Raw genomic sequence first — 15988 nt, forward strand, 5'->3', positions numbered from 1 at the left:
TCACGGTAACGTACTCCGAAGTAGCACGTCCGCGATTCTGCCGAGAGGACCCAGTGACGGAGACCCGCCAGTCAGCCGCCCGACGTGGTACCAACCTGCCCCGCATGGGCGACTTCAACCTCACCGTGATCCTCGACGCCATCCGCCGGTCGGAGTCCGGCCTCAGCCGCGTCGAGCTTGCCCAGATCGTGGGCCTGTCGCCCCAGACCATCTCCAACATCTCGCGCCGCCTGCTGGACCAGAAGCTCATCGTCGAGGCGGGGAAGGAAGGCTCCGGGCCGGGCAAGCCGCGCACCATCCTCCGGCTCAACCCGCGGGGCATGTACGCCCTCGGAGTCCACCTCGATCCGAGCCTCGTCACGGTCGTGCTCCTCGACCTCGTCGGGCAGATCGTGGAGAAGGAGATGTTCGTGACTCCCCGCAGCCACGAGCCGGGCGAGGTCGTCGCAGCCATCGCGCAGGCCGTCGAGGGGCTCCTGGAGCGCTCGGGCATCGCCCGCGAGCTCGTGGCCGGAGTCGGTGTGGCAGCCCCCGGGCCGATCGACCTGGATCGCGGCACGGTCGTCGGTCCGCCGCTGCTGCGCGGCTGGGTCGATGTCCCGCTGCGGGCAATGGTCCAGGAGGCCACAGGCCTGCCGACCATCATGGACAAGGACGTCACCGGCGCCGCCGTCGCGGAGACCTGGACGGGCGCGCCCGGCGGCGCGGACAGCTTCGCCTTCTTCTATCTGGGCACCGGCCTCGGCTGCGGCCTCGTCCTGGGCGGCGAGGTCTTCCGGGGCAGCTCGGGCAATGCCGGCGAGATCGGCCACATCATCGTCGACCCGGACGGCCCGGAGTGCTTCGACGGCTGCGGGATGCGCGGGACCATCGCCACCGTGCTCGAGCCGGTGCGCCTCGTCGGCGAGGCCATCCGCGCCGGCGTGCTCTCCCCGCTCGGGGAGGAGCCCACGGCCGGCGACTTCCAGGCCGCCTTCGCACACCTGAGCCGTCTGGTCGGCGAGGGCGACGAGCGCGCCGTCGCGATCCTCGGTGCGGCCGCGCGGAAGCTGGCCTGGGCCGCCGCCGTGGTCGGCAACCTCCTCGACGTCGACCGGATGGTCCTCGGCGGCCCCTTCTGGGCGCCGGTGGCCGACTTCTGCCTGGCCGTGCTGCCCGACATGGTCAACGGCCTCCTGGCCGCGCGCGGGATCCACCGCGTCGAGATCGCCGGCACCGGGCTGGGCGAGGACGTCGGCGCGGTCGGGGCCGCGTGCCTCGTGCTGGAGCGCGCCCTCGCCCCCAGGGCCGAGCGGCTCCTGCTCGGCGGGTAGCATGGGCACCAAGCCGCCGGCGCAGGCGCCCGGGCGGTGTGAGCACAGGAGGGGGACGCCATGCTCCAGCACGTCGACGGGGGGTCGCCGGCACCGCCGCTGAGCGCCGGCGAGCTCGGCGAGGCGGCGCGCGTCATCGCGGCCGTCTCCCGGCAGTTCGAGTCGAAGGTCGTCGGGCAGGACCGCCTGCGGCAGACGCTGCTGATCGGCCTCCTCACCGGGGGCCACGTCCTGCTCGAATCGGTTCCTGGGCTCGCCAAGACCACCGCGGCCTCGACGCTCGCGGACGCCATCCGCGGCTCCTTCCGGCGCATCCAGTGCACCCCCGACCTCCTGCCGAGCGACATCGTGGGCACGCAGGTCTACGACGCGCGCGATGCCAGCTTCACGACCCAGCTCGGCCCCGTGCACGCCAACATCGTGCTCCTGGATGAGATCAACCGCTCGAGCGCCAAGACGCAGAGCGCCATGCTCGAGGCCATGCAGGAACGCCAGACCAGCATCGGCGGGGAGGTCCACCGCCTGCCCGAGCCGTTCCTCGTGCTCGCCACCCAGAACCCCATCGAGCAGGAGGGCACCTACCAGCTGCCCGAGGCGCAGATGGACCGCTTCATGCTCAAGGACGTGCTCGACTACCCGTCCCCCGAGGAAGAGGCCGAGGTCCTGCACCGGATCGACCGCGGGGTCTACGCCGAGGACGCCTCCGCCGGGCCGGCCGCCGACCTCGACGAGGTCAGGGCCCTCCAGGCCGCGGCCCGCCGGGTCTACCTCGATCCGGCGATCGTGCGCTACATCGTGGGGCTGACCTACGTGACCCGGCACGCCGGGCAGTATATCGACCCCCGCCTGGCGGGCTACATCGAGTTCGGCGCGAGCCCGCGCGCGTCGATCGCCTTCGCCGCCGCGGCCCGGGCAGCCGCCCTCCTGTCCGGTCGCGACTACGTGGTCCCCGAAGACGTCAAGTCGCTCGCACACCGGGTGCTGCGCCACCGGGTCATCCTCGGCTTCGAGGCCGCCGCGGACCAGGTCCCCGTGGAGACGGTCATCGACGCCCTCGTCGCCGCCGTGCAGACCCCCTAGGCGCATGCAGACCAGCCTTGTGGCGAAGGTCGCCTCGAAGATGTTCATCTTCGCCCACCGCCGGGCGCGGACGATGCTCGACGGCGAGTACGGTGCGGTGTTCCGCGGCCGCAGCCTCGACTTCGACGACCTGCGCGCCTACACCCCGGGCGACGAGGTCCGCGACATCGACTGGAAGGCGTCGGCCCGCCTCGGGTCCCCCCTCGTGCGGCGGTACGCGGCTGTCCGGAAGCAGACGGTCATCCTCGTGGCCGACACCGGGCGTGGCATGGCGGCGGTATCACGGAGCGGGGACCGCAAGCGCGAGATCATGCTCATGGCGCTCGGTGTCATGGGCTTCCTCGCGCACCGCCACGGGGACCAGCTGGCCCTCGTCGCGGGGGATTCCGCGGCCACCGCAGCCCACCCGCCGCGCACGGGCCAGGGCCACCTCGAGCAGATCCTGCGCCGCCTCGAGTCCTCCGCCGGAGCCTCCGCCGGCCGCAGCGACCTCACGGCCCAGCTCGCCCACGTGGCCCGCACCATCAGGCGCCGCGGCCTGCTCGTCATCGTCGCCGACGAGGCGGCGCTGGACGACGAGGACGAGGCACTCCTGGCGCGCCTCGCCGTCCAGCACGAGATCCTGTGGCTCACAGTCCTCGACGCCGAGCTCGCCGGCGCCGCCGCGCCCCGGCGCAGTTTCGACGTCGACGGCGGGGCGCCGCTGCTGGGCAGGCTCGCCGCCGAAGAGGAGGTGGTCCGCGAGTACGGGCGCCTCATGGCCGAGCGCACCGAGCGCCGCGAGCGGATCCTGAACCGCCTCGGCATCGTCGAGGGGCGCCTCGGCTCCGTCGACGAGGTCCTCCCGGGCATCTTCCGGCTCCTGGAGAGGCATCGCCGTGCCCGCTGACACGCCGTTCTACGGCCCGCTCGCCTACTCGGGCTTCTGGCTCTTCCTGGGCCTGGCGCTCGCGGCCGCCGCCGTCGGCTGGGTCGGCTACGCCGTGGTCAGCACCCGCTCGCCACGGGCCTTGGCTGAGGCGTCCATCCCGCGCTTCCATGCCTCGCCCGGCCTCCGGCGGGTCTACCTCGCCAGGATCGAGGAGATCGCCGAGCTGCTCGAGGCCGGGGAGATCGGCTCACGCACGGCCGTCCAGGAGCTCTCGAGGATTGTGCGCGGGTTCGTGCAGGAGGCCACCGGCGTCAGGGCGTCCCGCATGACGCTCGAGGAGCTCCGCCGGCAGCCGGTCCCGGCGGTGGCCGCCGCCGTCGAGCGCTTCTACCCGGGGGAGTTCTCCGCCCCGGGCGAGCCGGACGCGCATGCCGCCCTCGCCGCCGCCCGGACGGTGGTGGGCTCATGGACCTGAACTACGCCTGGCTCCTCGTCCCGGGGGCGCTGGCCCTCGTCGGGGCCGCCGTCGTCGTGCTGTGGAGGAAGAAGGGCACGGACGACGCCGTGCCGGTCGCCCACGGCGATCGGCTCGCCTCCCTGCCGAGCTACCGCCGGCTGGTGCGGCGGCAGCGGATCTGGCTCGCCGTCGTCGTCGGCTCGGCGCTCGTCCTCGCGGGCGCGCTCCTCGTCGCGGCCGCGCGGCCCATCCTCGCCTCGTCCCAGCGGCCCGAGCAGCGCAGCCGCGACATCATCCTGTGCCTGGACACCTCCGGGTCGATGAGCCGGGCGGACTCGGCGATCGTGGACGTCTTCGCCTCCATGGTCCGGGACTTCCACGGGGAGCGGATCGGCATGACCATCTTCGACGGCAGCGGGGTCCAGGTCTTCCCCCTCACCGACGACTACTCGTACATCGAGGAGCAGCTGGGCCGGGCCCAGTCCGCCTTCGACCAGCGCGGCGGGGACCCGTCCTTCTTCGAGGGGACCTCCGAGGGGCGCGGCACCTCCCTCATCGGCGACGGGCTGGCCGCGTGCGTGACGAACTTCCCGCGGCTGGGCACCGAGAAGCGCTCCCGCTCGGTCATCCTCTCCACGGACAACTACCTCGCGGGGAAGTCGATCTTCACGCTGCAGCAGGCGGCCGACCTCGCCACGTCGAGCCAGGTCAAGGTCTACGCCCTCAACCCCGCCGACTTCGGAGGCGTCACGCCCACCGCGGAGGCCCTCGGCCTGCGCGCGGCGGCGGAGTCCACCGGCGGGACCTACTTCCCGCTGCGCAGCACCACCGCCGCGCACAGCATCATCGCCCAGATCCAGGCGAGCGAGGCCACCTCCACGAAGGCCGCGGCCCGCGGACTCGTGGCCGACAAGCCGGAGGTGCCGCTGGGGATCGCCCTTGCGGCCGGCCTCGTGCTCGCCCTGGGCCTGTGGAGGGTGCGGACATGACCGTGCTGCCGGTGATCCCCTGGTGGGCTGCGCTCGCGGCCAGTGTCCTCGTGCTCGGCGCGGTGGGCTGGGCGGCGTGGCGCGCCCTCGCCGCGGGCCGGCCGCGCGTGCCGTGGGTCCTCCGGGGCCTGCTGGCCCTGTGCCTCGTCGCGGCCGTGTGGCGGCCCGGCATCCCGGGTGCCGAGGCGCAGGGCGCCGCGAGCGACGTGAACGTGTTCTTCGTCGTCGACCTCACCACGAGCGCTGCTGCCGAGGACTACGGCGGCAGGCCACGCCTCGAGGGGATGCGCGCGGACATGGCGGCGATCGCCGAGCGGCTCGCCGGGGCGAAGTTCGCCGTGATCGCCTTCGACACCAAGGCCAGCGTCAGGATGCCGCTGAGCGCGGACACCTCCGCGCTCGAGGCGACCGCGGAGACCATGCGTCCTGCCTACTACCTCTACTCGCAGGGTTCGAGCATCACGGCGGGAGCGGACGCCCTGCGGCAGCGGCTCGAGGCGTCGGCCCACGACGCGCCGGAGCGCCAGCGCGTGGTGTTCTACCTCGGCGACGGTGAGCAGACGAGTGCCACCGCTCCGGCCCCGATGGGGATCGACCGCGGCCTCGTCAGCGGGGGAGCGGTGCTCGGGTATGGCACCGCCTCCGGCGGCAGGATGCGGGAGAACGCCCCGGACGCCAAGGGCGAGCAGCCGTACCTGCTCGACCCGACGACAGGCGCGGACGCCGTGAGCCGGATCGACGAGGACGCCCTGCGCGGGCTCGCGGGACAGCTGGGAGTCCCCTACGTCCACCGGGGCCCGGGAGAGGCCGTGGACGCCGCCCTCGTCCAGGCGCAGCCGGGAAGCCTGCGGCCGACAGCGGAGTCGGGGCTGTTCGGCCGGTTCGAGCTCTACTGGGCCTTCGCCCTGGCCGCGTTCGCCCTCACGCTCGCCGAGATCGTGCGGTCGGGACGTGCGCTGCTGGAGATCCTCCCGGCACGGAGGCGGGGATGACCGCGCTGCTCGGACGGCGGCCCAGGACCGGTGCGGGCCCCGCCGAGGAGAGCGGTGACCAGCGCGCCGCACGACTGCGGCGCCGGTCCCGGCTGCTCCTGGGCGGGCTCCCGTTCGTCCTGGCCTTCCTGCTGGCCGCGGCCAAGCTGGTGGGCATGAACGCCTTCGCCCAAGAGGCCATCGTGGCCTTCGACGGCAAGGACGCCGGCGGGGTCGCCTCGGGCGCCGCCGGCATGGGGTTCCTGGACTTCGCCGAGACGCACAAGTCCCATTTCGCTGCCGGCGACGCCGCAGTGCTGGCGGGGGACTGGCGGCGGGCGCGCGCGGAGTTCGAGGAGGCACTGCGCCGGACCGGGCCCGACGACGAGTGCACCGTGCGCGTCAACCTGGTGCTCACCATCGAGAAGCTCGGCGACGCGGCGCGGGCGGCGGGCGAGGCCGCGAAGGCGGAGGTGATCTACCGCGACGGCGAGGCGGTCGCGGAGGCCGCACCGCAGGGCTGCTTCCAGCAGAACAGCCCGCAGAACCAGCAGCAGCAGGGCCAGAGGCTCGGCGAGGCCAAGGACCGGCTGCAGAGCAAGCAGGGCAGCCCCGACCCCTCCAGCCAGCAGAGCCAGCCCGGCCAGCAGGGCCAGCCCGGTCAGCAGGGCCAGCCCGGTCAGCCGGGCCAGCCCGGTCAGCCGGGGCCGGCGCCCTCGGCGGCACCGCCCGGGCAGGGGCAGACCCCCCAGGAGCAGCGGCTGAGGAATCTCGAGCGCAAGTCGCAGGCCGGGCAGCAGGAGCGCTCCGACGGGCAGCAGCGCGACGACTACCTCGACAGCCCTCCGTCCGCCCCCGTCGACAGGCCCTGGTAGCGGGTCACATTCCGTCACTGCAGGACACATTCCGGCGGGGGCTTGATGCACCCGCGCCTGCCTTTCTAGGCTCATAGGCAAGTTGCTCGTGCAACGTGTCAGCGATCCCCCTCAGCGGGGATGTGGGTGCCCCCGTGTGGGCCTGACATTTGCCGCAGGGGCCACTCCTGGTTGTACAGCGCCAGCCGCGGCGGCGCCACAGGAGCGGACACCCCCTGCGATCCCTGAAGAACACTGCCCTGGCGATGCGCCGTGCTCCGGCGCGCCAGTGCAGACCGGACACCCAAGGATGCAGATGTCACCACCGACCTTCATCGACGTACCCGGCGCGGCCGCACCCGCGCCCATCGCCCTCTCCTACGAGCTGTTCCCGCCGAGGAGCCCCGCGGCCTCGCAGACACTGTGGACCACCATCCGCGAGCTCGAGGCCACCGACCCTGACTACGTCTCGGTGACCTACGGCGCGAGCGGTTCCAACCACGACACCGCCCTCGAGCTCGTGGACCGCCTCCAGCTCGAGACGACCCTGCGCCCGCTCGCCCACCTCACCTGCGTGGGCGGAACGCCCGAGGAGCTCACGGGCGTCGTCAACGAGCTGCTGGACCGCGGCGTCCGCGGGATCCTCGCCCTGCGCGGGGACGCTCCCCGGGACGGCCTGCTCCCGCGCGGCGCGCTGCGCTACGCCCAGGACCTCATCGAGCTGATCCGGCGGGCCGAGGGCCGCCGGTGCGCGCAGTTCGCGGCGGGCAAGGTGGCCATCGGGGTGGCGGCCTATCCCACCCGGCACCCCGAATCGCCCAGCGAGGTCCACGACATCGAGGTGCTCCTGGCCAAGCAGCGCTCCGGGGCGGACTTCGCCATCACGCAGGTGTTCTTCCATGCCGAGCAGTACGCCTCGCTCGTGCACCGTGCACGGCGCGCGGGGGTGACGATCCCCATCATCCCGGGGATCATGCCCTTCACGAGCCTGCGCCGGGTGGAGAAGCTCGCCCAGCTCTCCGGCGTCGCGCCCGACCCCGCGCTCGTGGACAGGCTCCGCGCCGCCGGCGGCGACGCGGTGGCCGTGCGCCGGATCGGCACCGAGGCGAGCGTCCAGCTCGCCGAGGCCGCGCTCGCGGCCGGCGCGCCGGGCCTGCACCTCTACACCTTCAACGAGCACGGCGCGGCGCTGGACGTCCTCGCCCGGCTCGACCTCCCGCGGCCCAGCCGGCCGCTGCTCGCGGCCCGCCACCGGGCTGCCGTCTGACCCCCTGACCTCACCACCACAAGGACTCCATCATGACTGCCCAGCACACCCCTGCCCAGTTCCCGTCCGCCACCGTCCTCGGCTACCCGCGCATCGGCCGCCGCCGCGAGCTCAAGAAGGCCGTCGAGGCGTACTGGGGCGGGACCAGCTCCCTCGCGGAGCTCGAGTCCGCGGCCGAGGCGCTCCAGCTCGCCACCGCGGGCCGCCTCGCCGAGCTCGGCCTCAGCGAGGCCGCCGCCGTCCCCGGCACGTTCTCCTTCTACGACCAGGTCCTGGACACGCTCGTGGCGCTGGGCGCGGTCCCGGCCCGCTTCGGCGCGCTGCACGACGGCGCCGGCCGGCTCGGCCTCGACGCCTACTTCACGCTTGCCCGCGGCACCGCCGAGCAGCAGCCGCTCGAGATGACCAAGTGGTTCGACACCAACTACCACTACCTCGTGCCGGAGATCGGCCCCGAGACCGAGTTCTCGCTCTCCTCGGACCGCATCGTTGAGGAGTTCTCCCTCGCCCGCGCCCACGGGACCGTGACCAGGCCGTACCTCGTCGGGCCCGTCACCTTCCTCGCGCTGTCGAAGGCGTCCGACGGCGCGCCGGCCGACTTCGCGCCGCTGTCCCGCCTCGAGGACATCCTCCCCGTCTACACCGAGCTTCTGGGCCGGCTCGCCGCCGCCGGGGCGCCGTGGGTCCAGCTCGACGAGCCGGCCCTGGTCGCGGACCTCGACCTTCCCGGGGGCACGTCGGCCGCCGAGGTGGGCGACGCCGTCGCGCGCGCCTACGCCGCCCTCACGGCGCCCGCCGCCGGTTCGGGCCGCCCGGCCATCCTCCTCTCCGCCCCGTACGGCGGCCTCGGCGAGCAGTCCGCCGCCGTGGCCGCGACCGGCGTCGAGGCCGTGGCCCTCGACCTCTTCAAGGGCGCGCTGCCGGCCGACGCCGAGCTCGCCCGGTTCGCCGGCAAGACGCTCGTTGCCGGCGTCGTGGACGGGCACAACATCTGGCGCAACGACCTCGCCGCCTCCGCAGCGAAGCTCGACGCGCTGCGTGCTGCGGGCGCCCGCCACGGGTTCGACGTGGCCGTCGCCACGTCCACCTCGACGTTCCACGTCCCGCACGACGCCGAGGAGGAGACCCAGCTCGACCCGCAGCTGCGCAGCTGGCTCGCCTTCGCCGACCAGAAGGTGCGCGAGGTCGTGACCCTCGCCGCCCACCTCGCGGAGCCCGGCTCGCAGGACGCGGCCCTGGCCGAGTCCTCCCGCGTCCTCGCCACCCGCGCCGAGGCGCCCGGCGTGCGCCGCCCCGAGGTCCGCGAGCGCACCGCGGCCCTCACCGCCGAGGACTTCTCCCGTTCGGCCTTCAGCGTCCGCGCACAGGCGCAGGAGGCCGTGCTCGACCTCCCGCCGCTGCCGACGACCACGATCGGCTCCTTCCCCCAGACGGCCGAGGTCCGCGGCGCCCGGGCGCGCCTGAACAAGGGCGCGATCGACGAGGCGGAGTACGAGCGCCTCATGAAGGACGAGATCGCCCGCGTCATCGACCTGCAGGAGGAGCTCGGCTTCGACGTGCTCGTCCACGGCGAGCCCGAGCGCAACGACATGGTCCAGTACTTCGCCGAGCACCTCGACGGGTTCGACGTCACGGTCCACGGCTGGGTGCAGTCCTACGGCTCCCGCTGCACGCGCCCCTCGATCCTGTGGGGCGACGTCTCCCGGCAGGCGGGCCCGTCCATCCTCTGGGGCGACGCGGACAGCGCCGCGCCCATCACCGTCCCGTGGGCGGCGTACGCCCAGTCCCTCACGGAGAAGCCCGTCAAGGGTATGCTCACCGGTCCCGTCACGATCCTGGCGTGGTCCTTCGTGCGCGATGACCAGCCGCTCGCGGAGACCGCCGACCAGGTGGCCCTCGCCCTCCGCGACGAGATCGCCGACCTCGAGGACGCCGGCATCCGCATCATCCAAGTCGACGAGCCGGCCCTCCGCGAGCTCCTGCCGCTGCGTGCCGCCGACCGCCCCGCCTACCTGGACTGGTCCGTCAGGGCCTTCCGGCTCGCCACGGGCGGCGCGGCCGACGCGACCCAGGTCCACACGCACCTGTGCTACTCGGAGTTCGGCGTCATCATCGATGCGATCGATGGCCTCGACGCCGACGTGACCTCGATCGAGGCCGCCCGCTCCCGCATGGAGGTCGTCACCGACCTCGAGGCGCACGGGTTCGGCCGCGGCGTCGGCCCCGGGGTCTACGACATCCACTCGCCGCGCGTGCCCAGCCAGGAGGAGATCGAGGAGCTGCTGGCCCGCGCGGTCGAGCATGTGCCGGCCCGCCAGCTGTGGGTCAACCCGGACTGCGGCCTGAAGACCCGCGGCTACCGCGAGACCGAGGCCTCGCTGCGGAACCTCGTCGGGGCCGCGAAGGCCGCCCGGGCCGCGCTCTCGGACGTCGCCGCGACCGCCTGATAGGACCCGGACGCGCCGCGGGGCCCCTCGTGCGCGAGGGGCCCCGCGGCGCCCGGTGCCACGACGGTCCCGGGGCCGCTCGGTTCCGGCTCAGTCCCAGAGCACCTCGTCGTCGACCATGCCGTCGGAGTCGGCCGCGACGACGAGCACCTCGTCCGTGAAGTGCTCGCCGAGGGTGAAGTCGAGCACGAAGTACCGCTCGGGCTGGGCTGGGTAGATGCCCACGTGGGCGAGCCGGAGGGCCTTGAGGAACACCTCGTCAGTGATGTCCTGGGGGCGGTCGACGCCGAAGACGGACCTGACTTCCCCGTCTGCGAGGTTCTGGCAGTGGAACCGCCGGTACTGCTCCGCGGCGCTGTCTTCGTCCTCGAGCTGCTGGCCGACCAGCTCCCGGACCGACTCGACGAGTTCGGGGAGGAAGCGGAGCCGGTAGTCGACCTTGTGCAGCGCGGCCTCGTCCAGCCGCTCCTGGCCGGTGATGTTGAGGTCGAGCTCGACGGGGACGCCGTCGAGCGTGAACCTGCCGGCCACGGCCCTCCCGCCGCTGGGCGCGAGGGCGATCTCTCCGAAGTGCTGGCTCACTGCCGTCTCCATGACAGAACGATAAGCCCGCACCGGCGCGGCGGGCCAGCATCGTCAGCTGAGCCGCGCGAGCAGTGCCGCCGCGTCGTGCGGGGCCCGGCCGTCGGCATCGTTGTCGAAGTAGACGTACGCGTCGCGCCCGGCGGCCAGCCACTCCTGGACCCGACCCGCCCAGCGGTCCAGCGACGCCTCGGAGTAGCCGCCCCCGTAGAGCCTCACCTCGCCGTGCAGCCGCGCGTACCGGATCCCGGAGGTGTCGGCGTCGACCTCGGGCCACGTCCCCGCGCTGTCGGAGGCGACCATGCAGATGCCCTCCCGCGCGAAGAGGTCCCGGGCCTCGGCGCTGGCGAAGCTCTCGTGCCGGGGCTCGACGGCGTGCAGGATCGGCCGGTCCACCGCTGCCTGGACCAGGGCCCGGTCGTCGGGGACCTTGGCGTCGTGGCGGGCGGCGAGGGCCGCGGCGTCGGCCGTGGTGCGCGGAAGGAGGTCGAAGAACTCGGCCAGCCGCCCGGCGTCGTACGCCATCCGCGCCGGAAGCTGCCACAGGACGGGCCCGAGGGTGTCGCCGAGCGCGAGGACGCCGGAGGCGAGGAAGTTCGCGAGCGCCGTCTCGATGCCGCGCAGCTGCAGCATGTGGGTGATGTAGCGGCTGCCCTTGACGGCGAACACGAACCCCTCGGGGACGGCGGCCTTCCACGCCTCGTAGGAGGACGGCCGCTGGAGGGAGTAGAACGAGCCGTTGAGCTCGGCGGAGGTCAGCCGCTGGGCCAGGTAGGCGAGCTCGTCCGCCTGCCGCAGCCCCTTCGGGTAGAAGTCGCCGCGCCAGCTGGCGTACCGCCAGCCGGAAGTGCCGATGAACGCACGGGCCATGCCGGACACGCTACCCCGCCGCGGTCCCGCGCCCTGCCCGCGCGGCGCGGACGGGCAGCGCCGCGAGCGACTCGGCGACGAGGTCGAGGAAGAGCCGCGTGGCGGAGTCCGCGGCGGCGTGCGGGCGCAGGGCGAAGATGTTCCGCGCGAGCCGGATCTCCGGCACGTCGACGAGCACGACCCCCTCGGGCTCGGCCTGGAGCGCGAGCTCGGGGACGAGGGCCGCACCCAGGCCCGCCGAGGCCAGCCCGAGGCTCGCGTTGAAGTCGTCGCTGTAGGCCACCACCCGCGGGGCGAGGCCGCAGCCGGCGAAGAGCCGGTCGATCACGGTCGCGTCGGACGTCCCCGGGTGGTGGACGATCCACGGCATGCCGCCCAGCTGGTCCGCGGTGACCCGGGCGCCGTCGGCGATGCCCCAGGACTGCGGCAGCACCACGTGGAACGGGTCGTCGCCGATCCAGAGGCGCTCGGCGGTGTGCGGCCAGGCGAGGCCGCTCTGGCCCACCTGGTAGACGAGGACGACGTCGAGCCCTCCGCCCGAGGCGAGCCGGCGGATGGTGTCGCCAGGCTCGGCCACGGACACGTGCAGGTCGAGCCCGAGCCGGCGCCACCGCTCCCCGCTGAGCACCCGGGGGAGCACGTAGGTGGCGAGGCTCGGGAAGATGCCGAGCCGGAGCTCGCGGCCTGCCGCGTCGGCGGCGCGGGCCGTCGCCGCCTTGAGCGCGTCGATGTCCGTGAGGACCTTCTCCGCGTGGCGGATCATCACCAGGGCGGCCTCGGTCGGGACGATGCTGCGCGGCGTGCGCCGGAAGAGCTCGACGCCGGTCTCGCGCTCGAGCGCGGCCATCTGCTGCGACACGGCCGACGGCGTGTACCCCAGCTGGGCGGCGGCCGAGGCGAACGAGCCGAGGCGGACCACTTCGATGAGGGTCGTCAGGTGCACAGGGTTGACCATGTCGGCTCCTTCCGGCCTCGACCCGCCCAGCCTACGACACACCGCGACACGCCGTGAGATGCACGACACGCACCTCTGCCCGGGTGTGGGAACCGGGCATCCACAGCCTGTGGACGCGGGCCCCCGAACGGCGGGAATCCGGGCATCCGGCGGTGCATTAAATGTGGGCCGAGTGTGGACTCACGGCGTGAGGAATGACATACTTGTAAGACAACATCTTGGGGTCCTCGGCAGCGGCTTGCACTACATGTAGTATCGAGGGCACCGAGGTGCGCAGGACTGGATCACAGGGCTGTCAGGGCGGCCGTCGGTGCGGCAGCGGCGAATGCCTCGGCTGGGGAAGCTTTGGAGAATGGGGTAAGGATTCATGAACGTCACGGTCTACACGAAGCCGGCCTGCGTGCAGTGCAACGCGACCTACCGCGCCCTCGACAAGAAGGGCATCGCCTACCAGAGCGTCGATGTCACCCAGGACCCGGAGGCCCTCGAGCGCCTCAAGGCCATGGGGTACATGCAGGCGCCGGTCGTCGTCACGGACGCCGACCACTGGTCCGGCTTCCGCCCGGACAAGATCGCCGCGATCGCCGAGGCCGGCTCGGCAGCCTCGGTGGCCTGATCCTCGGCGTCGGGCAGGCCCCGGCTCCGCCGTCCCAACGAGGGAGTGCGCTGAGATGACCTCCCAGGTCCTCGCCGCGGCCGACGCCGGGGCCACGGGTTCGGACTCCGGACCGCGGCCCACGTCGGCACGACTCATCTACTTCTCCTCCGTCTCGGGGAACACCCGCCGGTTCATCGACAAGCTCGGCCTGGATGCCGCGCGGATCCCGCTCCACCAGGGTGACGCGGCCCTGCAGGCCACGGCGCCGTTCGTCCTGGTGGTCCCGACGTACGGCGGGACCGGGGGAGCGGGGTCGGTGCCCAAGCAGGTCATCAGATTCCTCAACGACCCGCACAACAGGGCCCTGATCCGGGGCGTCATCAGCGCGGGCAACACGAACTTCGGGGACAACTACTGCGCCGCGGGCGACATCGTCGCCGCCAAGTGCCACGTCCCCCACCTCTACCGATTCGAACTCATGGGCACGCCCGACGACGTGGCCCGGGTCACCGAAGGATTGGACGCATTTTGGACACGACTCTCGCAGAGCCAGCAGTCGCCGTGACGGCAGACCCCAAGGAGCTGCCCGCCCGGTACAAGGGCCTGGGCTACCACGAGCTCAACGCCATGCTGAACCTGTACGGCGAAGACGGGAGGATCCAGTTCGAGGCCGACCGGTACGCGGCGCGCCAGTACTTCCTGGACCACGTCAACACCAACACGGTCTTCTTCCACGACCTGGACGAGAAGCTCGAGTACCTCATCAAGAAGGACTACTACGAGCGCGAGACCCTCGACCAGTACACGATGAACTTCGTCCGCGAGCTGTTCGGCCGCGCGTACAAGAAGAAGTTCCGCTTCGAGACGTTCCTCGGCGCGTTCAAGTTCTACACCTCCTACACGCTCAAGACGTTCGACGGCAAGCGCTACCTCGAGCGCTACGAGGACCGCGTGTGCATGGTGGCACTCCACCTCGCCCGCGGCGACGAGCAGCTCGCGACCCAGCTCGTCGACGAGATCATCGCCGGGCGCTTCCAGCCAGCGACCCCGACGTTCCTCAACGCGGGCAAGAAGCAGCGCGGCGAGCTCGTCTCCTGCTTCCTGCTCCGCATCGAGGACAACATGGAGTCGATCGCGCGCGGGATCAACTCCGCCCTTCAGCTCTCCAAGCGCGGCGGCGGCGTCGCCCTCTCGCTGACCAACATCCGCGAGCACGGGGCGCCGATCAAGCAGATCGAGAACCAGTCCTCCGGTGTCATCCCGGTCATGAAGCTGCTCGAGGACTCCTTCTCCTACGCCAACCAGCTCGGTGCGCGCCAGGGCGCCGGCGCGGTGTACCTGCACGCCCACCACCCGGACATCTACCGGTTCCTCGACACGAAGCGGGAGAACGCGGACGAGAAGATCCGCATCAAGACCCTCTCCCTCGGCGTCGTGATCCCGGACATCACGTTCGAGCTGGCCAAGAAGAACGAGGACATGTACCTGTTCTCGCCGTACGACGTCCAGCGCGTGTACGGCAAGCCGTTCTCGGACATCTCCGTCACGGAGAAGTACTACGAGATGGTCGACGACGCCCGGATCAAGAAGACCAAGATCAACGCCCGCGAGTTCTTCCAGACCCTCGCCGAGATCCAGTTCGAGTCGGGCTACCCGTACATCATGTTCGAGGACACGGTGAACCGGGCCAACCCGATCGCCGGCAAGGTCACCATGAGCAACCTGTGCTCGGAGATCCTGCAGGTCTCGACGCCCAGCGAGTACAACGAGGACCTCACCTACGCCGCGGTGGGCAAGGACATCTCCTGCAACCTCGGCTCGATGAACATCGCCAAGACGATGGACTCCGAGGACTTCGGCCGCTCCATCGAGACGGCGATCCGCGCCCTCTCGGCCGTGTCCGACATGAGCTACATCCAGTCGGTCCCCTCGGTCGCCGAGGGCAACGCGAAGTCCCACGCGATCGGGCTCGGGCAGATGAACCTGCACGGCTACCTCGCCCGGGAGCGGGTCCACTACGGCTCCGAGGAGGGCCTGGACTTCACGAACATCTACTTCTACACGGTGCTGTTCCACGCGCTGCGGGCCTCGAACCTGCTCGCGAAGGAGCATGGGCAGGCGTTCGGCGGCTTCGAGAACTCGAAGTACGCCTCGGGCGAGTTCTTCGACAAGTACACCGAGCAGGAGTGGGTCCCCCAGACCGAGAAGGTCAAGGAGCTGTTCGCCAAGGTCCACATCCCCACCCAGGACGACTGGTGCGCGCTCAAGGCGGACGTCATGGAGCACGGCATCTACAACCAGAACCTCCAGGCCGTGCCGCCGACGGGGTCGATCAGCTACATCAACAACTCGACCTCGTCGATCCACCCGGTGGCCTCCAAGATCGAGATCCGCAAGGAAGGCAAGATCGGCCGCGTGTACTACCCGGCCCCCTACCTGACGAACGAGAACCTCGACTACTACCAGGACGCGTACGAGATCGGCTACGAGAAGATCATCGACACCTACGCGGCCGCGACGCAGCACGTGGACCAGGGCCTCTCGCTCACGCTGTTCTTCAAGGACACGGCGACGACGCGGGACATCAACAAGGCCCAGATCTACGCGTGGCGCAAGGGGATCAAGACGCTCTACTACATCCGCATCCGCCAGCTCGCGCTCGAGGGCACGGAGGTGGAGGGTTGCGTCAGCTGCATGCTCTAGTGGTGGCACCCCCTCTGTTCGGATCCGCTCG

The 15988-nt window shown here is 71.8% G+C and carries 15 protein-coding genes; 12 read left to right on the forward strand and 3 right to left on the reverse strand.

What is annotated here, in order from left to right; genetic code table 11:
- The first annotated feature begins 104 nt into the window (after window positions 1–104).
- The 9 genes from J2W21_RS06860 to metE all read left to right on the forward strand — a co-directional run bounded on the left by J2W21_RS06860 (window position 105) and on the right by metE (window position 10249).
- Complete coding sequence (locus tag J2W21_RS06860) at window positions 105–1313, forward strand: ROK family transcriptional regulator (protein WP_307113739.1); 1209 nt, start codon at window positions 105–107, stop codon at window positions 1311–1313.
- Between the two features lie 60 nt (window positions 1314–1373).
- Window positions 1374–2393, forward strand: coding sequence for an AAA family ATPase (locus J2W21_RS06865; RefSeq protein WP_307113740.1), 1020 nt, complete (start codon window positions 1374–1376; stop codon window positions 2391–2393).
- A 4-nt stretch (window positions 2394–2397) separates the two neighbouring features.
- Window positions 2398–3282 carry a DUF58 domain-containing protein gene (locus tag J2W21_RS06870; RefSeq protein WP_307113741.1) on the forward strand — a complete coding sequence of 295 codons (885 nt, stop codon included), beginning with the start codon at window positions 2398–2400 and terminating at the stop codon, window positions 3280–3282.
- A complete protein-coding gene (locus J2W21_RS06875; RefSeq protein WP_307113742.1) occupies window positions 3272–3739 on the forward strand; it encodes a hypothetical protein in 468 nt (155 codons plus the stop codon). The genes J2W21_RS06870 and J2W21_RS06875 overlap by 11 nt, the downstream gene beginning before the upstream one ends.
- Window positions 3730–4710, forward strand: coding sequence for a vWA domain-containing protein (locus J2W21_RS06880; RefSeq protein WP_307113743.1), 981 nt, complete (start codon window positions 3730–3732; stop codon window positions 4708–4710). Before J2W21_RS06875 ends, J2W21_RS06880 begins: the two co-directional genes overlap by 10 nt.
- Window positions 4707–5702: a VWA domain-containing protein gene (locus tag J2W21_RS06885; protein WP_307113744.1), complete on the forward strand. Its 996-nt coding sequence runs from the start codon at window positions 4707–4709 to the stop codon at window positions 5700–5702. The genes J2W21_RS06880 and J2W21_RS06885 overlap by 4 nt, the downstream gene beginning before the upstream one ends.
- Window positions 5699–6556, forward strand: a complete 858-nt coding sequence (locus J2W21_RS06890) for a hypothetical protein (RefSeq protein WP_307113745.1) — start codon at window positions 5699–5701, stop codon at window positions 6554–6556. The genes J2W21_RS06885 and J2W21_RS06890 overlap by 4 nt, the downstream gene beginning before the upstream one ends.
- Window positions 6557–6851: 295 nt before the next feature.
- Window positions 6852–7802 (forward strand): methylenetetrahydrofolate reductase, encoded by a 951-nt coding sequence (locus J2W21_RS06895; protein ID WP_307113746.1) that lies wholly within the window; start codon window positions 6852–6854, stop codon window positions 7800–7802.
- Between the two features lie 32 nt (window positions 7803–7834).
- Entirely contained in the window at window positions 7835–10249 is a 2415-nt protein-coding gene (gene metE / locus J2W21_RS06900; RefSeq protein ID WP_307113747.1) for a 5-methyltetrahydropteroyltriglutamate--homocysteine S-methyltransferase, read from the forward strand.
- 90 nt (window positions 10250–10339) lie between these two features.
- Here the strand turns inward: metE and J2W21_RS06905 are convergent, their stop codons facing one another.
- From J2W21_RS06905 to J2W21_RS06915, 3 genes are read right to left on the reverse strand one after another with little or no spacing between them, the layout of a single operon-like run.
- Window positions 10340–10843 (reverse strand): DUF2004 domain-containing protein, encoded by a 504-nt coding sequence (locus tag J2W21_RS06905; RefSeq protein WP_307113748.1) that lies wholly within the window; start codon window positions 10841–10843, stop codon window positions 10340–10342.
- A 42-nt stretch (window positions 10844–10885) separates the two neighbouring features.
- On the reverse strand, window positions 10886–11701 hold the full coding sequence (locus tag J2W21_RS06910) for a DUF72 domain-containing protein (RefSeq protein WP_307113749.1): 816 nt from the start codon (window positions 11699–11701) through the stop codon (window positions 10886–10888).
- 10 nt (window positions 11702–11711) lie between these two features.
- Window positions 11712–12656: a LysR family transcriptional regulator gene (locus J2W21_RS06915; protein ID WP_307113750.1), complete on the reverse strand. Its 945-nt coding sequence runs from the start codon at window positions 12654–12656 to the stop codon at window positions 11712–11714.
- Between the two features lie 367 nt (window positions 12657–13023).
- Here J2W21_RS06915 and nrdH point away from each other — a divergent pair, with 367 nt between their 5' ends.
- The 3 genes from nrdH to nrdE are packed head-to-tail and all read left to right on the forward strand — an operon-like array spanning window position 13024 to window position 15957.
- The gene (gene nrdH, locus J2W21_RS06920) at window positions 13024–13272 is read left to right on the forward strand and encodes a glutaredoxin-like protein NrdH (RefSeq protein ID WP_307113751.1); all 249 of its coding nucleotides are present in this window, start codon (window positions 13024–13026) and stop codon (window positions 13270–13272) included.
- Window positions 13273–13327: 55 nt separating this feature from the next.
- On the forward strand, window positions 13328–13819 hold the full coding sequence (gene nrdI / locus J2W21_RS06925) for a class Ib ribonucleoside-diphosphate reductase assembly flavoprotein NrdI (RefSeq protein WP_307113752.1): 492 nt from the start codon (window positions 13328–13330) through the stop codon (window positions 13817–13819).
- A gap of 17 nt (window positions 13820–13836) precedes the next feature.
- Window positions 13837–15957 (forward strand): class 1b ribonucleoside-diphosphate reductase subunit alpha, encoded by a 2121-nt coding sequence (gene nrdE / locus J2W21_RS06930; protein WP_307113978.1) that lies wholly within the window; start codon window positions 13837–13839, stop codon window positions 15955–15957.
- Window positions 15958–15988 lie beyond the last annotated feature (31 nt).

Source organism: Sinomonas atrocyanea, assembly GCF_030811715.1.
GTDB lineage: Bacteria > Actinomycetota > Actinomycetes > Actinomycetales > Micrococcaceae > Sinomonas > Sinomonas atrocyanea_A.

Bases quoted from the DNA above. Each gene is read 5' to 3' on its own strand.
- J2W21_RS06860 (WP_307113739.1), top strand. From the start codon at position 105: ATGGGCGACTTCAACCTCACCGTGATCCTCGACGCCATCCGCCGGTCG.
- J2W21_RS06865 (WP_307113740.1), top strand. From the start codon at position 1,374: ATGCTCCAGCACGTCGACGGGGGGTCGCCGGCACCGCCGCTGAGCGCC.
- J2W21_RS06870 (WP_307113741.1), top strand. From the start codon at position 2,398: ATGCAGACCAGCCTTGTGGCGAAGGTCGCCTCGAAGATGTTCATCTTC.
- J2W21_RS06880 (WP_307113743.1), top strand. From the start codon at position 3,730: ATGGACCTGAACTACGCCTGGCTCCTCGTCCCGGGGGCGCTGGCCCTC.
- J2W21_RS06885 (WP_307113744.1), top strand. From the start codon at position 4,707: ATGACCGTGCTGCCGGTGATCCCCTGGTGGGCTGCGCTCGCGGCCAGT.
- J2W21_RS06890 (WP_307113745.1), top strand. From the start codon at position 5,699: ATGACCGCGCTGCTCGGACGGCGGCCCAGGACCGGTGCGGGCCCCGCC.
- J2W21_RS06895 (WP_307113746.1), top strand. From the start codon at position 6,852: ATGTCACCACCGACCTTCATCGACGTACCCGGCGCGGCCGCACCCGCG.
- metE (WP_307113747.1), top strand. From the start codon at position 7,835: ATGACTGCCCAGCACACCCCTGCCCAGTTCCCGTCCGCCACCGTCCTC.
- J2W21_RS06905 (WP_307113748.1), bottom strand. From the start codon at position 10,843: ATGGAGACGGCAGTGAGCCAGCACTTCGGAGAGATCGCCCTCGCGCCC.
- J2W21_RS06910 (WP_307113749.1), bottom strand. From the start codon at position 11,701: ATGGCCCGTGCGTTCATCGGCACTTCCGGCTGGCGGTACGCCAGCTGG.
- J2W21_RS06915 (WP_307113750.1), bottom strand. From the start codon at position 12,656: ATGGTCAACCCTGTGCACCTGACGACCCTCATCGAAGTGGTCCGCCTC.
- nrdH (WP_307113751.1), top strand. From the start codon at position 13,024: ATGAACGTCACGGTCTACACGAAGCCGGCCTGCGTGCAGTGCAACGCG.
- nrdI (WP_307113752.1), top strand. From the start codon at position 13,328: ATGACCTCCCAGGTCCTCGCCGCGGCCGACGCCGGGGCCACGGGTTCG.